The following is a 14,774-nucleotide window of genomic DNA, read 5'->3' as shown; positions in this document are numbered from 1 at the left end:
GCCGAAGGTCTCTACCGCCTCGTCGATGCCGCGTATGAGAAACGCTCGGTCGCGATCAGCTCGAATCTGCACCCGGCCGCGTTCGACGAGCTGATGCCTAAAACGCTGGCCACCGCGACCGTCGACCGGCTCCTGCACCACGCCCACGTCTGTCAGACCACCGGTGAGAGCGTGCGCCTGACCCAGGCACTCGCCGGGCAAGGGGTGAGCCCCTTGAGCTGAGCAAACCGGCCGGTGGCGGCCAGCCCTTGGGCAGATCTCATGGCCGCCACCGGGCACTTCTCGTGACCGTCACCGGGCAGGTTTCATGACCGCCCCCGGGCAGTTCCTACTGGCCCTTGACACTCGCTCACTGCAACGCCATCGTGCTCGTGCGCGACGTGGCGATCGCGAGACCCGCGTCGCGACACATCCGCGCGCCCCAAACGCCAAGCCCGAGAACTTTCGGGGGAACGTGGTTTGACCTGCGGAGACACCAACGTTCCTCCTCTGGCACGTCCCCCATCCGGCCGAAGTGGGTAACGTTACCGGTGCACAGTGGTGCATATGAACAGCCCGAGATTCTGCAGGACGGTGGCGAGCTTCACCGTTTCGGGGCAGACGAGGCCGAGGCCGAAGGCTGGGCCGGTGGTCTCGATTCGAGACCACCGTAGGTAGCTCTCGTTTCAGGGGCAGCCGAGGCCGACGCCGACGCCGACGCCGAAAGGCTGCGCTGGGCGTCCCGATTCGGGACCACCGCAGGTAGCTCGACGGACCAGGCACCTCCGCGAGGCTGTCAGGCGACGGCGCCGTCCTCAGGGTCGTCTAGGACAGCCAGGCCGTCCTCCTCCCCCGGGACTGGAGTACCGGCGAGCAGGGACCCGTCCGGGCGGTCAGGCCGCAGGGTGCGTTCCAGGTGGCTGGCTGGCGTGAGGTCGATGGTCCGATCCGGCTCGATGTAGTGGCCCTCGGTGATCGCCGATGAAGTGTGGCCCAGAAACCCGGCGGCAGCAGCCGTGCTCATGCCCCGAGCGATGACAGTCGCACCGGTGCGCCGGTACCAACGCAGGCTGATGCCGGTTCCGTCGAGACCGGCATCGTTCAGGAAGTCACGGAAGGTGCGCCGAACGTTGTAGGGGCTCAGCGGGCCGCCGTTGCGGCTGGCGAACACGGTCCGGTCGCGTTGATCAGGCCCCAGGGCAGCGAGCCTGCGACGGAGCACTGCGGCGGCAAACTCAGGCACGGGGATGTGCCGGATCGAGGCGTCGGTCTTAGGTCGGTCCTGCCGCACTGCACCGACACCTTTGCGCTGGACGACAGTGCCGTTGACGTGCACCACCATCCCGTGGCGCCCGTCGGTGATATCACGAGGCCGCAACGCCAGCACCTCTCCGGTTCGCATGGCGGTGCCGAGCAACACCTCGATGATGTCGCGCACCTGGCCATCACTCTTGGGCCCTGGAGCCCTCCGGTCGATCCGCCACCTTGTAGCCGCAGAGCGGATCGCTGCGATCTGCTCCAAGGTCAGCGCCTGGGGTGCGCCCTTCCTCCGAGCCAGCGGGGAGGTCCCCTGGACGGGGTTGCGGTTGATGGTGTCGTGTCGCAACGCGAACGCAAAGATCAGGTTGAGCACGGTGCGAGACTGCCTCGCCCGCGACACCGACGTCTTGGTCTCTGCCTTGAGGAACCACTCCACCCTCCCGGTCGTGATCTCGGCCAGGGCGTAGTGCTCGAAGGCTGGCAACACGTGCAACCGCAGTATGTCGCGGTAGTTCTGCCTGGTTCCCTCTGCGAGCTCGCGCATGCCTAGGTCGGCCACCCACAACGCCGCCAAGTCGGCAAAGGAGTCCGAGCCTCGCAGCGACCTTCCGCCGTTCTGCACGGGACGATCCACCAGCCGCTCCTTGAGCCGATGGCGGGCCGCCGCCGCAGTCGGACCGGCGACTCTGATCTGCCTGAGCCGGCCGTCCTGGTCGCGGACGCGAGCCTCGGCCACCACGCTCCTCCCCCGGTAGCGGACGGTGATCGATCCGTAGGCACCGATTGGTGTCTTAGGCCGACCCATCTCACTGGCCGCTGACAGGATGGCGGTCAGCGTCGGCCCCTTCCATGCGAGCAAGCCAGCTATCGATCTCGCTGACCCGGAACCGCAGCTGGCGACCAACCCGGAAGCCACGTGGTCCGCGTCCCTGGCTACGTAGGTCATAGAGGGTCTGGACGCTCACGCAGAGCTGGACAGCCAGCTCGGCGAGGGTGAGGACGGGCTCAAGCAAGTCACGGTGACGGTCGAGATTGGTGGCCCGAAAAGAAGTGTTGGTGTCCATGCCCAGCAGGTGCACGAGGCACCCCGCGGGCCACCGAGACCGGCCGAGAGCCTCCACCGCTGGGTCGAGGCCGAGATTCAAAGTGCTGACTAAATGCTGACAAGGCATCCGGAACTCCTAGTTCAGGACTCCGGACACCCTGCTGACCTGCATGTTTGGTGGAGCTGAGGGGATTCGAACCCCTGACCTTCTCGTTGCGAACGAGACGCGCTACCAACTGCGCCACAGCCCCATCACGACGTCGGGGGTGACCAACGGCGCGGATCGAAACGTTAGCACCAGCCCTGCGGGCGGGCCGAATCGGTCAGGACCCGGTCGCCCGGCGGGTCTCGTCGTCCTTGCGGGAGGCCTTGGCGACACGCTCGGCCTCCTCGGCCCCGCGCGCGATGGCGCTGTCGATCTCGGTGCGACCGGAGGTCCAGACGCCGGTGGAGTCGAGGTCGATGGTGCGGACCGTGCGACGGGTCGCCGGCTCCTTGGTGACGTAGGTCGGGAGGGTCACCGGCACCAGGTCCCAGGCGTCCGGGTCGCGGGGTCGCTCGACCGCGACCGTCTCCTCGGTGACCGCCACGATCTCCTCGGTCACCGGGCCGTCGACCTCGGACGGCTCCTCGACCACGAGCGGCAGGCGAAGCGTCGGCGACGCGGCACGCTCCCGCTTGACCATGAGGCGGCAGGTGACCAGCCAGGCGACGAGCAGTCCCGCAGGGATCGCGACGTAGGGCCAGGCGACGACGGACGTGGCCGCGAGGACGGCGACGACGAGGTTGGCGACCAGGATCACCGAGACGACCCGCAGGCGACGCCTGGCGGCGAGGCGCGCTGCCTCACGGCCCGCGCGCAGCTGGGCCGGGGTGCTGGCGACCGGCGTGACCACGGCGGCGGGCTTGCCGGGGACGACGAGACGCGCACTGCTGCGGCTCGTCGGCTCGCGACGTGCGAGGACGCGCATGGTGTGGGAGAAGCGGTCCACCGAGCGCGTGCGGGCGACGTCCTCGTGGTGCTTGAGCGCCTTGGGGACGAGATAGACGGCCCAGGCCACTGCCAGGGCTACGAAGATGAGTGCGCTCAGGTCCACGGGACTGAGGTTAGGTTCGCTACCCCGATGTGGGGCGGATGTCTAGTGGTGTGTCGCAAATTGCTCGTGTTGCTGATGTGATTTCTGGGGTTCCCGCGTCACTCGCCGGCCTCCAGCCTCGCGACCATCCCTCCGGGGCACTCCTCGACGGTGACGGCATAGATCCGGTGGTCACGCCAGGCGCCGTCGATGTGGAGGAACTGCGGGGCGTAGCCGACCTCGCGGATGCCGAGCTTTTCCACCACCCGCAGGGAGTTGGAGTTCTCCGGGCGGATCGCGATCTCGATGCGGTGCAGGCCGGCAGTGGTGAAGCAGTGGTCGATCGCCATCCCCACAGCGCGCGGCATCACCCCGCGTCCGGCGACGTCGCGGTCGAGCCAGTAGCCGATCGAGGCGAACTGCGCGGAGCCCCGCACGATGTTGTTGACCGTCAGCTGCCCCGCGAAGCGGCCGTCGACGTCCACGGCGAAGGGGTACGTCGTGCCGCGGCCGGCCTGGTGACGCAGGCGTCGTACGAGCGCGCGGAACGTCGTGGCGCGGGTGGTCGAGCCGGGCGGCACCGTGGCGTCCCACGGCAGCAGCCACGCGGCGTTGCGCTGCCGGGCCGAGCGCCAGGCGTGCACGTCGGAGCGGGCCAGCGGCCGCAGCGTGACGACCGGGGACGTGCCCGAGGAGAGGCGCACCGGCCAGGACCTAATGGTCGCTCCCCACGATCTGCTCGACGGCGTGGACCAGGACCGGGCGCAGCACCTCGAGACCGTCCTTCACGCCCCCGCGTGAGCCCGGCAGGTTGACCACGAGGGTGCGGCCGGCGACCCCCGCGAGCCCCCGCGACAGCATCGCGGTCGGGACGCCGGCCGCGACGCCGTAGGCCCTGATCGCGTCGGCGATGCCCGGCACCTCCCGGTCCAGCAGCGGCCTGGTCGCCTCGGGGGTGCGGTCGGTCGGGGTGAGCCCGGTGCCACCGGTGGTCAGCACGGCCCGGGCACCGGCGGCGATCGCAGCGGCGATGGCCTCGCCCACCGGCTCCCCGTCCGGTACGACGACGGGCGCGCCGACCACGAAGCCGAGCTCCGTCAGGAACGACACGATCAGCGGGCCGGTCGTGTCCTCATAGACCCCCGCCGCGGCGCGGTTGGACGCGACGACGACGGTGGCGGGCAGCCCGCCCGCCGAGGCGGTCGACGAGCCCGTCATCGCGACCAGTCCCCCGACTTGCCCCCGGTCTTGGTCTCGACGCGCACATCGGTGATCACCGCCGCCTTGTCGACGGCCTTGACCATGTCGATGACGGTGAGCGCGGCCACCGAGACGGCGGTGAGCGCCTCCATCTCGACGCCGGTGCGGTCGGTGGTGCGCACGGTCGCGAGGATGTCGACGGAGTCGTCGGTGACGCTCAGGTCCACCGTCACCGCGGACAGCGCGAGTGGGTGGCACAGCGGGATCAGCGCGGGCGTCTGCTTGGCGCCCATGATCCCGGCGAGCCGCGCGACGGCGAGGGTGTCGCCCTTGGGCACGCCCTGCCCGCGCAGCAGCGCGATCACCTCGGCGGACAGCAGCACGCGGCCCGATGCGCGGGCCTCCCGCGCCGTGACGTCCTTGGCCGAGACGTCGACCATCCGGGCAGCACCGCTGGCATCGACGTGCGTCAGCCGCCCCTGGCCCGCCGCAGGATCATCCATCGGTTGCTCCTCTGTCCAGCACCACGACCTGCACCTGCGCCCCGTCGACGACCTCGGTGAGCTCTTCGGGCACGACGATCAGCGCGTTGGAGGCCGCGAGGTCTCCCACCAGGTGCGAGCCCGACCCGCCGACCGGCTTGACCGTCACGGTCGCTCCGGAGTCGTCACGGGAATAGCGGCCGCGCAGGAACTGCCGCTTGCCCGACAACGACGACACGGCCCCCTCGAGGGTCGCGGTCGTGGTCGGCTCGACGACCGGCTCGAGGCCCATCAGCGTGCGCAGGGCAGGGCGGACGAACAGCTCGAAGGAGATGTACGACGACACGGGGTTGCCCGGGAGCGTGAAGATCGGCACCCGCCGCTCCCCCACGACCCCGAAGCCCTGTGGCTTGCCGGGCTGCATCGCGACCCCGCCGAACCACACCGTGCCGAGCGTCCGCAGCGCTGCCTTGACCACGTCGAAGTCGCCCTGGGAGACCCCGCCGGAGGTCACGACGACGTCGGCGCCCACGAGCTGCTCGTGCAGCACCGCGAGGAACGCGTCCTGGTCGTCGGGCACGATCCCGACCCTGCGGGCGACCGCGCCGGCGCGCGTGACGGACGCCGCGAGCAGGTAGGAGTTGCCGTCGTAGATCGAGTCGGCGCCCAGCTCCTCGCCCGGAGCGCGCAGCTCGGAGCCGGTCGAGAGGATCACGACGACCGGCCGCGGGCGCACCATCACGGTGGGCCGGCCGACCGCGGCGAGCAGCCCGACGTGACGCGGTCCCAGCACGGTGCCGGCCGAGATCAGGTGGTCGCCCTCGCGGACGTCGCCGCCGACGCGGCGGATGTGCTGGGCCTCGGCGGGTGCCTGGGTGATCCGCACGACTCCGGCACCGCGGTCGGTCCACTCGTAGGGGACGACCGCGTCGGCCCCGTGGGGCATCGGTGCGCCGGTCATGATCTTCGTGACCGTCCCCGCCTCGATCCCCGAGGGGCCGGCCCGGCCGGCGCCGATCTCACCGACCACGGGCAGCTCGACGGGAGCGTCCTCGGAGGCGCCGACGACGTCCTCACGGCGTACGGCGTAGCCGTCCATCGCGGAGTTGTCGAAGCGCGGCAACGACAGCGGGGCGGTGACGTCCTCGACGCAGACCAGGCCGAGCGCGTCGAGGAGCTCGACCTCGACGGGCGCTGCCGGCACCAGGTCGGCGAGGACCTTGGCGCGGAACTCGTCGACCGACAGGAGTGCGTCAGTCATCCGTCGGGCCGCCCAGCACCGTCTTCGGCGCGACCCGCTGCGCGGACGTGGCGTCGAGCGCGACGTCACCGACGACCTGCACACCCTTGCCGAAGGTCCAGTCGCCCTCGACCTTGAGCGAGGTCGCCTCGCGCATCGACGGCGCACCCTCGGGGAAGCGCTTGTCGAACTCGCCGACCAGCTTGTAGTGGGCGGTGTCGAGGTCCACGAACGGCAGGTCGCTGGCGACCTGGTCGAGCACGAAGTCGGCGCCGATGTCGTAGACGTCGGAGCGCAGCACCAGCAGGTCGTTGGTCGTCTTGACCGGCACGAAGCGATCGCGCCCGACCTCGATGAGCTGGGAGCCCTCGAAGACCTCGATCGCCGCACCCATGGCGGTCTCGATCTGGATCACCTGGGGGGTCGAGGGGTCTGCGGGATCGACGCTCTTGACGTTGCGGATCAGCGGCAGCCCGAGGATGCCCTGACGGACGTCGAGGGCCTCCTTCATCGCGACCAGGTCGAACCACAGGTTGTTGGTCGAGGTGTAGCGGTGCCGGTCGAGGTCAGCGAGCGCGTCGGCGTCCTCGGGAGGGGTCTGGGCGGTCTCGCGCAGCACGATGCGGCCGTCGTTCTTGCGGCGGGCGAAGTGGCCGCCCTTGCGGTCCGAGGGGGTCCGACGCACGGCCTCGATCGCGAAGGGCGCACCCGAGGTGGCGAACCAGCCCGCGACACGCGCGTCGGGGACGGCGCCGAGGTTGTCGGAGTTGGACACGAAGACGTAGCGGAATCCGCGCTCGATGAGCAGGTCGAGCAGACCCGTGCCGCGCAGCGCGGTGTAGAGGTCGCCGTGCCCGGGCGGACACCACTCCAGGTCGGGGTCCTTGGGATAGCTGACCGGAGCAAGGCCCTTCACCAGCAGTTTGGGCTCCTTGTTCTGCAGGAACTCCAGCGGCAGGCCCTCCACCTGCAGCGCGTCATAGCGGCCGAGCGCGGCGAGGGTGTCCGCGGAGGTGCGGAAGGAGTTCATGAAGATCAGCGGCAGCGTGGCGTCGTGCTCCTCGCGCAGGTGCAGGACCTGGCGGGCGATGATGTCGAGGAAGGACAGCCCACGACGCACGCACAGCAGCGACTTGGCGCGGTCCATGCCCATCGACGTCCCGAGCCCGCCGTTGAGCTTGATGACCGCGGTCGCGCGGACCGCCGCGGCAGCGTCCTCGTCGGACACCTGCACGTCACTCAGCGACGGCATGTCGACGGGGTCGATCGACGTCTCCGGGATCATCCCGGTCTCGCCGTGCTCGAGGAGCCGGAAGTAGTGGGCGAAGGTCTCGATCGCGACCTTGTCCACCCCGGCGTCGATCATCTTGTCGCGCGCCTTGTTCAGTCCTGCACTACCCATGCTTCCGATCGTAGGCTTCACCGGTGCCCCCGTCGCAACCCAGCCCAGGTCCGATGGCCAAGGCGGCGTTGCGCGACCAGCTGCTCACCGCCCGTCGCCGACGCCCGCTGATCGAGATCAGCCAGTCCACACAGGCCATCTGCGCGCACCTCCTCGCCGCCGATCCCGTACGACGAGCCGCCAGCGTCGCGGCGTACGTCTCGGTCGGCACCGAGCCCGGCACCACCGCCCTGCTGGCCGCACTGGTGGCAGCCGGCAAGCGGGTGCTGCTGCCGGTGCTGCTGCCCGACGGCGACCTCGACTGGGCCGCGTACGCAGGAGAGGGGTCGCTGACGCCGGCCCGGCTCGGCCTGCTCGAGCCCACCGGCACCCGGCTCGGCGTCGACGCGATCGCCACACCCGACGTCGTGCTGGTGCCGGGGCTCGCGGTCGACGAGCGCGGGATGCGGATGGGCCGTGGCGGCGGGTCCTACGACCGGGCGCTGGCCCGGGTGCCGGTCGGGACGTTCACCTGCGTGCTGCTCTTCGACGACGAGGTCGGCCGCGACGTGCCCGTCGAGCCGCACGACCGCCCGGTCGTCTCCGCGGTCACCTCGAGCGGCCTGCACGTCTTCTAGCCCTCCGGCGGCACCAGCAGCAGCGTGTCGGCCTCGGCGGCGAGGACGTCCTCACGGCTGAAGACCCACGGCAGCGTCTCGCCCGCGGCCCACAGGTCGGTCTGGTCGGTGTAGTGCTCGCTGAAGGGGTGACCGGAGACCCCGGTCAGGTTGATCCAACGCGAGTCGTCGAGGTCGGAGAGCGACACGATCATCCGCATCGAGGGGGCTGCGGTCACGCGGTAGCCCTCCGCGGCGTCCCACGCGGTCGCGTCGACGGTGGCGCTGCCGCCGCCGACCTCCCAGCCCCCGCGGTTGAAGAGCCGCTCGACCGCGCCGATGCCGGACTCGCCCAGGGTGCTGGAGCGGAGGTCGAGCGTGTGCAGCGCACCCCACGTCCAGTCGTCGGGGTAGGGCGCGATCAGCAAGGTCATCTCGTTGCGGGCGGCGACGAGCGCGGCGCGGATGACGTCGTCGCGGGTCTCGACCTCGGTCTCGGTGGCGACGTCGTCCCACCACGGGGAGTTGGGCTCGGTGAGCAGCCGCTCCACGACGGCCATCCAGCGCTGCCCGCCGTCGGGCCACACGTCCTCGGGCAGCTCGTCGTGGAAGGTCAGCTCGAGCAGGTTGCGCCAGGTGACGTTGTAGTAGGCGGCGGCCGCGCTGTCGGCGGGCTGGCCTGCGTCCCAGTCGTCGAGCCGCCGCTGTCCGTCGTCGTTGTAGCCCCGGCGCAGCTCGACGTCGAGCAGGTAGGGCACCAGCGTGGGCGCCAGCGGGTTGCGGTCGTCGAGCTGGAGCTCGGCCATCTCGGTCATCGACAGCTCGCCCTCCTCCTCGAGCAGCTCCCGGATCCGCTGCGAGCGGAATCCCCGGTCCCAGTCGTCGGTGAGGAAGTAGGGGTAGTCGTCGGCGGCAATGACGGCCTGGTTGGCGGCGACGATGAACCCCTCGTCGGGGTCGAGCACGGTGGGCAGGCCGTCGAAGGGGACATAGTCCCCGGTCCAGTCGTTCTCCGAGCGCCACCCGGCCGACGGCAACAATCCGTCGTTCCCCGACTTGCGGATCGGGATCGACCCGGGCGCCTGGTAGCCGATGTGGCCGTCGGTGTCGGCGTAGACCAGGTTCTGCGCCGGTACGGCGAAGTCGGCGGCGGCCGCCCGGAAGGAGTCCCAGTCGGTCGCGGCGTTGAGGCCCAGGATCGCGTCGGCCGTCGGCGCCGGCGTGAGCGCAGTCCAGGCCAGGGACACGGCGTACTCCTCGCCCTCGGCGGGCGTCGGGCGCGAGAGGGGCGCGACCTCCCCCACCTCGGCGAGCTGGTCGTCGACGTCCGAGAGGATCGGGCCGTGCGCGGTGGCGCGGATCGTGAGCTCCACGTCGTCGGCGCCGGCGATCTCGACGGTCTCGGTGCGCACGGTCAGCGGGCGGTCGCGGCCGTCGTGGCGCCAGGTGTCGCCGGTGACCCGCTCGACGTAGAGGTCGGTGACGTCGGGGCCGAGGTTGGTGAAGCCCCAGGCGATGTCGGCGTTGTGGCCGATGATCACGCCCGGCACGCCGGAGAAGGTGAAGCCCGCGACGTCGATGGGGCAGGCCGCCGAGATCTCGCGGCAGTGCAGGCCCATCTGCATCCACACGCCGGGCAGGCCGATGCCGAGGTGCGGGTCGTTGGCGAGCATCGGCTCGCCGGTCGAGGTGTGGTCGCCGTCGACGACCCAGGAGTTGCTGCCGATCCCGTCGCCACGCCCCAGCCAGGACGGCAGCCGTTCGAGGCCCTCGCGCAACGACGCGAGCGGCGCGACCTGGTCGGCGGTGAAGGCGGTGCGACGCGGGTTGCGGGTGCCGCCGGTCGTGGCGTCCTGCTCGAAGACGCCGTCGACGACGGCGCCCTGGTCGACGATCGGCGCCTGGTCAGCGGCGGCGTAGGCCGGGTAGAGCTCGGCGGTGCGGTCCGCCCCGACCGCCTCGGTCGTGAGGACCCGGTCGATCTCCTCGCCCATGTTGCCGCGCAGGTCCCACGCCATGGCCTTGAGCCAGGCCAGCGAGTCGACGGCCGTCCAGTCCTCGGGGACGTAGTCCAGGCCTCCGGCGTTGAGGATCGTGTACTCCAGCGCGATCTCGGCGGGCGAGTGCCCGGAGAGGTAGGCGTTGACCCCGTCGGCGTAGGACTCCAGGGCCGCGCGGGTGTCGGGCTCGATCAGCGCCAGCTCACGCTCGGCGACCCGGCGCCACCCCATCGTGCGGACGTAGAGGTCGGTCTCGAGCGCGTCCTCGCCGAACATCTCGGCCAGCCGACCGGCGGTGGCGTGGCGGCGCACGTCCATCTCGAAGAACCGCTCCTGCGCCTGCACGTAGCCCTGGCCGCGCATCAGGTCCTCCATCGTGTCGGCGTAGACCTGAGGGATCCCGTGCTCGTCGCGGACGACCTCGACCGTGCCCTCCAGACCCGGGACCTCGATCGTGCCCGAGGTCTGCGGCAGCGGACGGCGCACCAGCACGACACCGGTCACGAGGCCCAGCACGAGCAGCAGGACCAGCCCGACGGCGACGTACGACGTGACGCGCAGGGCGCGCGGCAGGGCGCGAAACCTCTGCCACCGGGTGCGCCGGGAAACGTGGTGGGAGCCGGTGGGCGGCCCGGTGGGCGGCCCGCTGGTCGGCGCTGTGTCCTCGGTCATGGCGACACTCATTGTCGCCGTGCCTTAGAATTGGCAGTCGTCAGGGCGGAGTGCCAGATATGGACCCCCGTGCCCCTCTCCGCACCGACGCGCCACCTGAGGAGAACCGTGCCGACCTACCAATACGCCTGCACCGAGTGCGGGCACGACCTAGAGCAGTTCCAGAGCTTCAACGACGACTCTCTCACCGAGTGCCCGCAGTGCCAGGGCAAGCTCCGCAAGGTCTTCAACGCCGTCGGCGTCGTCTTCAAGGGCTCCGGCTTCTACCGCACCGACAGCCGCGCGAGCTCGACCGCCTCCGAGCCGGCCGCTGCGTCGTCCGGCGGCGAGTCCTCGGGCAAGGGCAAGAGCGACACCACGAGCGACAAGCCCGCGGCGGCGAAGCCCGAGGGCAAGGGAAAGAGCGACGCCAAGCCGGCCGCGGCGCCCCAGGCTTCCTGAGGCCTGTGGAGAGCCGCTCCGTGTCGGAGCGTCCTCGCCTAGCGTCGGGGGATGGACTCCCTCAACGGGCCCGCCGTCGCGCACCGTGACTCCCACCGTGACTCCCTGAGCCGCGCCCGCCGCACCGCCAACGCCGTACGACGAGCCGTCCTGCGCCGTCGTCGGCTGCTGGCCGCAGCGCTCACCGCGGTCGCGATGGCGGCCGGCCTGCACACGGTCGCGGCTCCGCCCGAGCCGACGACCCGGGTCGTGGTGGCGGCCCGCGACCTGCCCGCCGGGGCCGTCCTCGCAGCAGGTGACCTGACCGCGGTGGAGGTCGCCCCCGAAGCCGTCCCGCGTCGCGTGGTCGACGACCCCGTGGGACGGGTGCTCGCGGGCCCGGTGCGCGCGGGCGAGCCGGTGACCGACGTCCGCCTGGTCGGGCCCGACCTCGTCGCGGGCCGCAGCGACCTGGTGGCGGCACCCGTGCGGCTCCCCGACGCCGCGATGGTGGACCTGCTGCGGGTGGGCGACCTGATCGACCTCGTGGCCGCCGACCCGCAGCGCGGGACGAGCGCGGTGGTCGCGACCGCCGTCCCGGTGCTCGCGCTGCCCGCCGTCTCGGAGGCGATCGGGGCCTCAGCCCTGCCGGGCCGTCTCGTGGTCGTCGGCGTGGGCGAGGGTGACGTCGGTCCCATCGCGGAGGCGTCGGTGCGTTCCTTCGTGACATTCACCTGGAGCAGCCGATAGTTTCGCCGGGACTTCGGGGCACCCCGCCTCGCCTCTCGGACTCCCCTAGGAGCGGCTCATGACCGGCTTCAAGAACTTCATCCTCCGCGGCAACCTGATCGACCTGGCCGTCGCAGTCATCCTCGGCACCGCGTTCACCGCGGTCGTGACGGCCTTCACCGGCATGCTGATGTCGGCGATCGCCCGGATCACCGGCGGCAAGGAGCCCAACTTCGACACCTTCGCTCCCGGCGACGTGCTCGTGGGCCCGTTCATCACCGCGCTGGTGGCGTTCCTGATCCTGGCCGCGGTCGTCTACTTCTTCGTCGTGACGCCCTACGTCCGCGCCAAGGAGAAGTTCTTCCCCAGCCCCGAGCCCGGGACCCCCGAGGACGTCCGGCTGCTCCAGGAGATCCGCGACCTGCTGGCCAACCGCCCGCAGGTCTGATCGACCGACCGGATCGAGTGGTCCCGTCTCACCCGTGGTGAGGCGGGACCTGCGCCTTGAGCCATGCCTCGGAGGCGTCCTCACGCGGCGCGGACCCGGGGTCCCGCTCGTCGCTGGTGGTGTCCGGCAGGGCGTCGCCGAAGATCGCGGCGAGCCGCCTCCTACGCTCCCAATCCGACTCGGTCTGCGACATCAGGCGCACAGCCCCGCGGCCTCGCGGGCAGCGGTGACGTCCTCGTCGGGCTCGTTCGGGGAGGCGCCGTCGCTCGGGGAGGCCCCGTCGCTGGGTGAGCCGGAGCCGGGCAGCTCGCCGGCGTTGATCGCACCCGAGCTGAGGCGGCGGCTGAGCGGCTCGTCGTCGGCGACCTTCTGCCACACGTCGTCGGCCTCGGGCAGCCACACGACGCGCCCCTCGAAGCCCTCGCGGGTGTCGTACTCGAACGGCACGGTGACGAACTTGATGTTGTCGAGCCCGATGTTCTTGAAGCTCAGTCCGGCCTTGCCGATCTTGAAGACGTTCTCCAGGCCCGGGTCGACGATCAAGGACTTGGTGGCGGCGTTGAGGAAGCCGACCAGCCGGTCGAAGCGGGCCAGGGTGCCACCGGAGACGACCTTGTTGGCCATGGCGGCGATGAATGCCTGCTGGCGCGCGATGCGGCCGATGTCGGAGCCGTCGCCGAGGGTGTAGCGAGCCCGCACGTAGTTGAGGGCTTCCTTGCCGCGGACCTCGCGGGTCCCGGCCGGGATGTTGATCCCGTGCTCCGGGTCCTCGATGTCCTCGGGGATGCAGACCTCGACACCGTCGATCGCGTCGACCATGTCACGGAAGCCGGAGAAGTCGACGACGACGAAGTGGTCGACGAAGACACCGGTCAGCTGCTCGAACTGCTGGATCGTGCACGCCGGTCCGCCGAGCGCGAAGGCGGTGTTCCACTGCTCGTTCTCGCCGCCGGGGATGGTCTCGCCGTCCTCGGTCTTGCAGTCGGGACGGGTGACCAGGGAGTCGCGCGGGATGCTGACGCCGTAGGCCTGCTTTCGGTCCGCCGAGAGGTGCATCAGGATCGTGGTGTCGGAGCGCGCGCCGTCGCCGGTCAGCCCGTCGATGTTGTTGCCCTCGCCCTCGCGGCTGTCCGAGCCCATCACCAAGATGTTGAGCGGCTCCTGCGGCATGTCGGAGGCCTGGTCCTGCTTGTCGGGTCGGTTCTCTAGCTGGCTCGAGACGTCGAGCACGGTGAGGTTGTCGTTGAGGTGGCGGTAGATGAAGACCACCGAGAGGCCCGTGAGCATCCCCAGGACGATCAGCGAGGTGAGCAGCACCTTGCCCACCACGTGGGTCCGTGGCGCCTTCCCGCGGCGCCGCCCCCTGGTCGTCGCGGCAGGCGAGACCTGCTCAGCAGCACTCTGCTCAGCGGGGTTCGACTCAGCGTCGGACATGCATCACCCTTCGGGGCGGGGTCGTGGGCGCACCCGTCCATCTTGACGGGCAACTCAAATAGTCACCCTGACCCGCCAGTAAGGCCAAACCGGCGCCGAGCGGGGCCGCATTCGTCAGGGCCGCCCCGTGCTGACAAAATGCTCCACCAAGCCCCAGTAGCTCAGTGGATAGAGCAGCCGCCTCCTAAGCGAAAGGTCGCAAGTTCGACTCTTGCCTGGGGCACGTTTCACGCTCAGATCGGTCGTACACGTCGACGCTCGTGGCCGAGTTACCCACTTTGTTGCCTTCTGGGAGATCGTCCAGTCCAGGGCCCCGACGTCAGTGATTCTGGAGCTCTTCGCGGGCGACACGGCGAGCGATGTCCTCAACCTCAGCTGTGGACAGGGCAGGGGAGCGGAAGATGTCAAGGCTGGTGAGACAGTCAAGTTCAGGCGGTCTGTATGAGGGCCTCCCTCGAGGGGTCGTTGATCCACGCCGCGGTCGGTAGTTTCGGCGCCTCGGGCCGGCTGCGGGTGAACCTCTCGGGGTTCGCGGCGTAGGCCGCATCGAGGGTCACCTGGCGTTGGGCGCGGACCTGGATCGCGGTGCCGTGGTGGACCGATGCCGGGGTGTGCAGCCCGATCCCGGAATGACGGTGTTCGTGGTTGTAGTAGGTGAAGAAGGTCTCGCAGAACGACCTGGCGTCCTGCAGCGACCCGAAGTTGGTCGGGAAGACCGGGGCGTACTTCAGCGTCTTGAACGCGGCCTCGGAGTAGGGGTTGTCGTTCGACACGTGGGGTCGTGAGTGGGA

17 protein-coding genes and 2 tRNA genes are annotated in these 14,774 nt (G+C 70.4%); 6 read left to right on the top strand and 13 right to left on the bottom strand.

All coding sequences use genetic code 11. The features are described from left to right. Nucleotides 1–222, top strand: a 222-nt coding sequence (locus BM204_RS21965) for an ATP-binding protein (protein WP_177223724.1), incomplete at its 5' end; no start/stop codon positions are given. Nucleotides 223–775: 553 nt separating this feature from the next. Here the strand turns inward: BM204_RS21965 and BM204_RS21960 are convergent. The 9 genes from BM204_RS21960 to BM204_RS21920 all read right to left on the bottom strand — a co-directional run bounded on the left by BM204_RS21960 (nt 776) and on the right by BM204_RS21920 (nt 7,684). Continuing rightward, nucleotides 776–1,975, bottom strand: a complete 1,200-nt coding sequence (locus tag BM204_RS21960; protein ID WP_170259329.1) for a site-specific integrase — start codon at nt 1,973–1,975, stop codon at nt 776–778. A 70-nt stretch (nt 1,976–2,045) separates the two neighbouring features. Continuing rightward, the gene (locus BM204_RS21955) at nt 2,046–2,318 is read right to left on the bottom strand and encodes a helix-turn-helix transcriptional regulator (RefSeq protein WP_170259328.1); all 273 of its coding nucleotides are present in this window, start codon (nt 2,316–2,318) and stop codon (nt 2,046–2,048) included. 141 nt (nt 2,319–2,459) lie between these two features. Beyond that, nucleotides 2,460–2,535 (bottom strand) — tRNA-Ala (locus BM204_RS21950). A gap of 72 nt (nt 2,536–2,607) precedes the next feature. Beyond that, nucleotides 2,608–3,381, bottom strand: coding sequence for a divisome protein SepX/GlpR (sepX, locus tag BM204_RS21945; RefSeq protein WP_143099883.1), 774 nt, complete (start codon nt 3,379–3,381; stop codon nt 2,608–2,610). 98 nt (nt 3,382–3,479) lie between these two features. Then, complete coding sequence (locus BM204_RS21940) at nt 3,480–4,064, bottom strand: GNAT family N-acetyltransferase (protein WP_091117745.1); 585 nt, start codon at nt 4,062–4,064, stop codon at nt 3,480–3,482. Between the two features lie 10 nt (nt 4,065–4,074). Next, a complete protein-coding gene (locus BM204_RS21935; protein WP_091117739.1) occupies nt 4,075–4,578 on the bottom strand; it encodes a MogA/MoaB family molybdenum cofactor biosynthesis protein in 504 nt (167 codons plus the stop codon). After that, nucleotides 4,575–5,063 carry a cyclic pyranopterin monophosphate synthase MoaC gene (gene moaC / locus BM204_RS21930; RefSeq protein ID WP_091117733.1) on the bottom strand — a complete coding sequence of 163 codons (489 nt, stop codon included), beginning with the start codon at nt 5,061–5,063 and terminating at the stop codon, nt 4,575–4,577. Before moaC ends, BM204_RS21935 begins: the two co-directional genes overlap by 4 nt. Beyond that, nucleotides 5,056–6,303, bottom strand: coding sequence for a molybdotransferase-like divisome protein Glp (glp, locus tag BM204_RS21925; protein ID WP_091117732.1), 1,248 nt, complete (start codon nt 6,301–6,303; stop codon nt 5,056–5,058). The genes moaC and glp overlap by 8 nt, the downstream gene beginning before the upstream one ends. Beyond that, a complete protein-coding gene (locus tag BM204_RS21920) occupies nt 6,296–7,684 on the bottom strand; it encodes a UTP--glucose-1-phosphate uridylyltransferase (protein ID WP_091117730.1) in 1,389 nt (462 codons plus the stop codon). The genes glp and BM204_RS21920 overlap by 8 nt, the downstream gene beginning before the upstream one ends. A 23-nt stretch (nt 7,685–7,707) precedes the next feature. Here BM204_RS21920 and BM204_RS21915 point away from each other — a divergent pair, with 23 nt between their 5' ends. Then, entirely contained in the window at nt 7,708–8,301 is a 594-nt protein-coding gene (locus BM204_RS21915; RefSeq protein ID WP_170259327.1) for a 5-formyltetrahydrofolate cyclo-ligase, read from the top strand. On the opposite strand, the gene BM204_RS21910 is transcribed toward BM204_RS21915, so the two are convergent. Then, entirely contained in the window at nt 8,298–10,952 is a 2,655-nt protein-coding gene (locus BM204_RS21910; RefSeq protein WP_091117721.1) for a penicillin acylase family protein, read from the bottom strand. The two genes, BM204_RS21915 and BM204_RS21910, sit on opposite strands and share 4 nt — an antisense overlap. A 108-nt stretch (nt 10,953–11,060) precedes the next feature. Between BM204_RS21910 and BM204_RS21905 the strand changes: the two genes are divergently transcribed. The 3 genes from BM204_RS21905 to BM204_RS21895 are packed head-to-tail and all read left to right on the top strand — an operon-like array spanning nt 11,061 to nt 12,549. After that, the gene (locus tag BM204_RS21905) at nt 11,061–11,393 is read left to right on the top strand and encodes an FmdB family zinc ribbon protein (protein ID WP_091117719.1); all 333 of its coding nucleotides are present in this window, start codon (nt 11,061–11,063) and stop codon (nt 11,391–11,393) included. A gap of 51 nt (nt 11,394–11,444) precedes the next feature. Continuing rightward, nucleotides 11,445–12,122 (top strand): SAF domain-containing protein, encoded by a 678-nt coding sequence (locus BM204_RS21900; RefSeq protein WP_091117717.1) that lies wholly within the window; start codon nt 11,445–11,447, stop codon nt 12,120–12,122. A 58-nt stretch (nt 12,123–12,180) separates the two neighbouring features. Next, nucleotides 12,181–12,549: an MscL family protein gene (locus BM204_RS21895; protein WP_091117715.1), complete on the top strand. Its 369-nt coding sequence runs from the start codon at nt 12,181–12,183 to the stop codon at nt 12,547–12,549. Nucleotides 12,550–12,577: 28 nt separating this feature from the next. Here BM204_RS21895 and BM204_RS22900 read toward each other — a convergent pair whose 3' ends face one another. Both BM204_RS22900 and BM204_RS21890 read right to left on the bottom strand, forming a co-directional pair. Continuing rightward, a complete protein-coding gene (locus BM204_RS22900) occupies nt 12,578–12,742 on the bottom strand; it encodes a hypothetical protein (protein WP_170259326.1) in 165 nt (54 codons plus the stop codon). Beyond that, a complete protein-coding gene (locus tag BM204_RS21890; RefSeq protein WP_091117714.1) occupies nt 12,742–13,983 on the bottom strand; it encodes an LCP family protein in 1,242 nt (413 codons plus the stop codon). The genes BM204_RS22900 and BM204_RS21890 overlap by 1 nt, the downstream gene beginning before the upstream one ends. 150 nt (nt 13,984–14,133) lie before the next feature. Between BM204_RS21890 and BM204_RS21885 the strand changes: the two genes are divergently transcribed. Then, nucleotides 14,134–14,206 (top strand) — tRNA-Arg (locus tag BM204_RS21885). A gap of 205 nt (nt 14,207–14,411) precedes the next feature. Here BM204_RS21885 and BM204_RS21880 read toward each other — a convergent pair. Then, a partial coding sequence (locus BM204_RS21880; RefSeq protein ID WP_143099882.1) for an integrase core domain-containing protein occupies nt 14,412–14,774 on the bottom strand: 363 nt, incomplete at its 5' end.

The sequence above is a fragment of the Nocardioides psychrotolerans genome, assembly GCF_900113685.1.
GTDB lineage: Bacteria > Actinomycetota > Actinomycetes > Propionibacteriales > Nocardioidaceae > Nocardioides > Nocardioides psychrotolerans.
The sequence above is the reverse complement of the archived record's forward strand: the minus strand, read 5'-3'. Positions and strand labels throughout refer to the sequence as shown.

What these genes read in the sequence shown, in the direction of transcription:
- BM204_RS21910 (WP_091117721.1), bottom strand. Translation starts at nt 10,952, where the DNA reads ATGACCGAGGACACAGCGCCGACCAGCGGGCCGCCCACCGGGCCGCCC.
- BM204_RS21935 (WP_091117739.1), bottom strand. Translation starts at nt 4,578, where the DNA reads ATGACGGGCTCGTCGACCGCCTCGGCGGGCGGGCTGCCCGCCACCGTC.
- BM204_RS21920 (WP_091117730.1), bottom strand. Translation starts at nt 7,684, where the DNA reads ATGGGTAGTGCAGGACTGAACAAGGCGCGCGACAAGATGATCGACGCC.
- BM204_RS21900 (WP_091117717.1), top strand. Translation starts at nt 11,445, where the DNA reads ATGGACTCCCTCAACGGGCCCGCCGTCGCGCACCGTGACTCCCACCGT.
- moaC (WP_091117733.1), bottom strand. Translation starts at nt 5,063, where the DNA reads ATGGATGATCCTGCGGCGGGCCAGGGGCGGCTGACGCACGTCGATGCC.
- glp (WP_091117732.1), bottom strand. Translation starts at nt 6,303, where the DNA reads ATGACTGACGCACTCCTGTCGGTCGACGAGTTCCGCGCCAAGGTCCTC.
- BM204_RS21890 (WP_091117714.1), bottom strand. Translation starts at nt 13,983, where the DNA reads ATGTCCGACGCTGAGTCGAACCCCGCTGAGCAGAGTGCTGCTGAGCAG.
- BM204_RS22900 (WP_170259326.1), bottom strand. Translation starts at nt 12,742, where the DNA reads ATGTCGCAGACCGAGTCGGATTGGGAGCGTAGGAGGCGGCTCGCCGCG.
- BM204_RS21895 (WP_091117715.1), top strand. Translation starts at nt 12,181, where the DNA reads ATGACCGGCTTCAAGAACTTCATCCTCCGCGGCAACCTGATCGACCTG.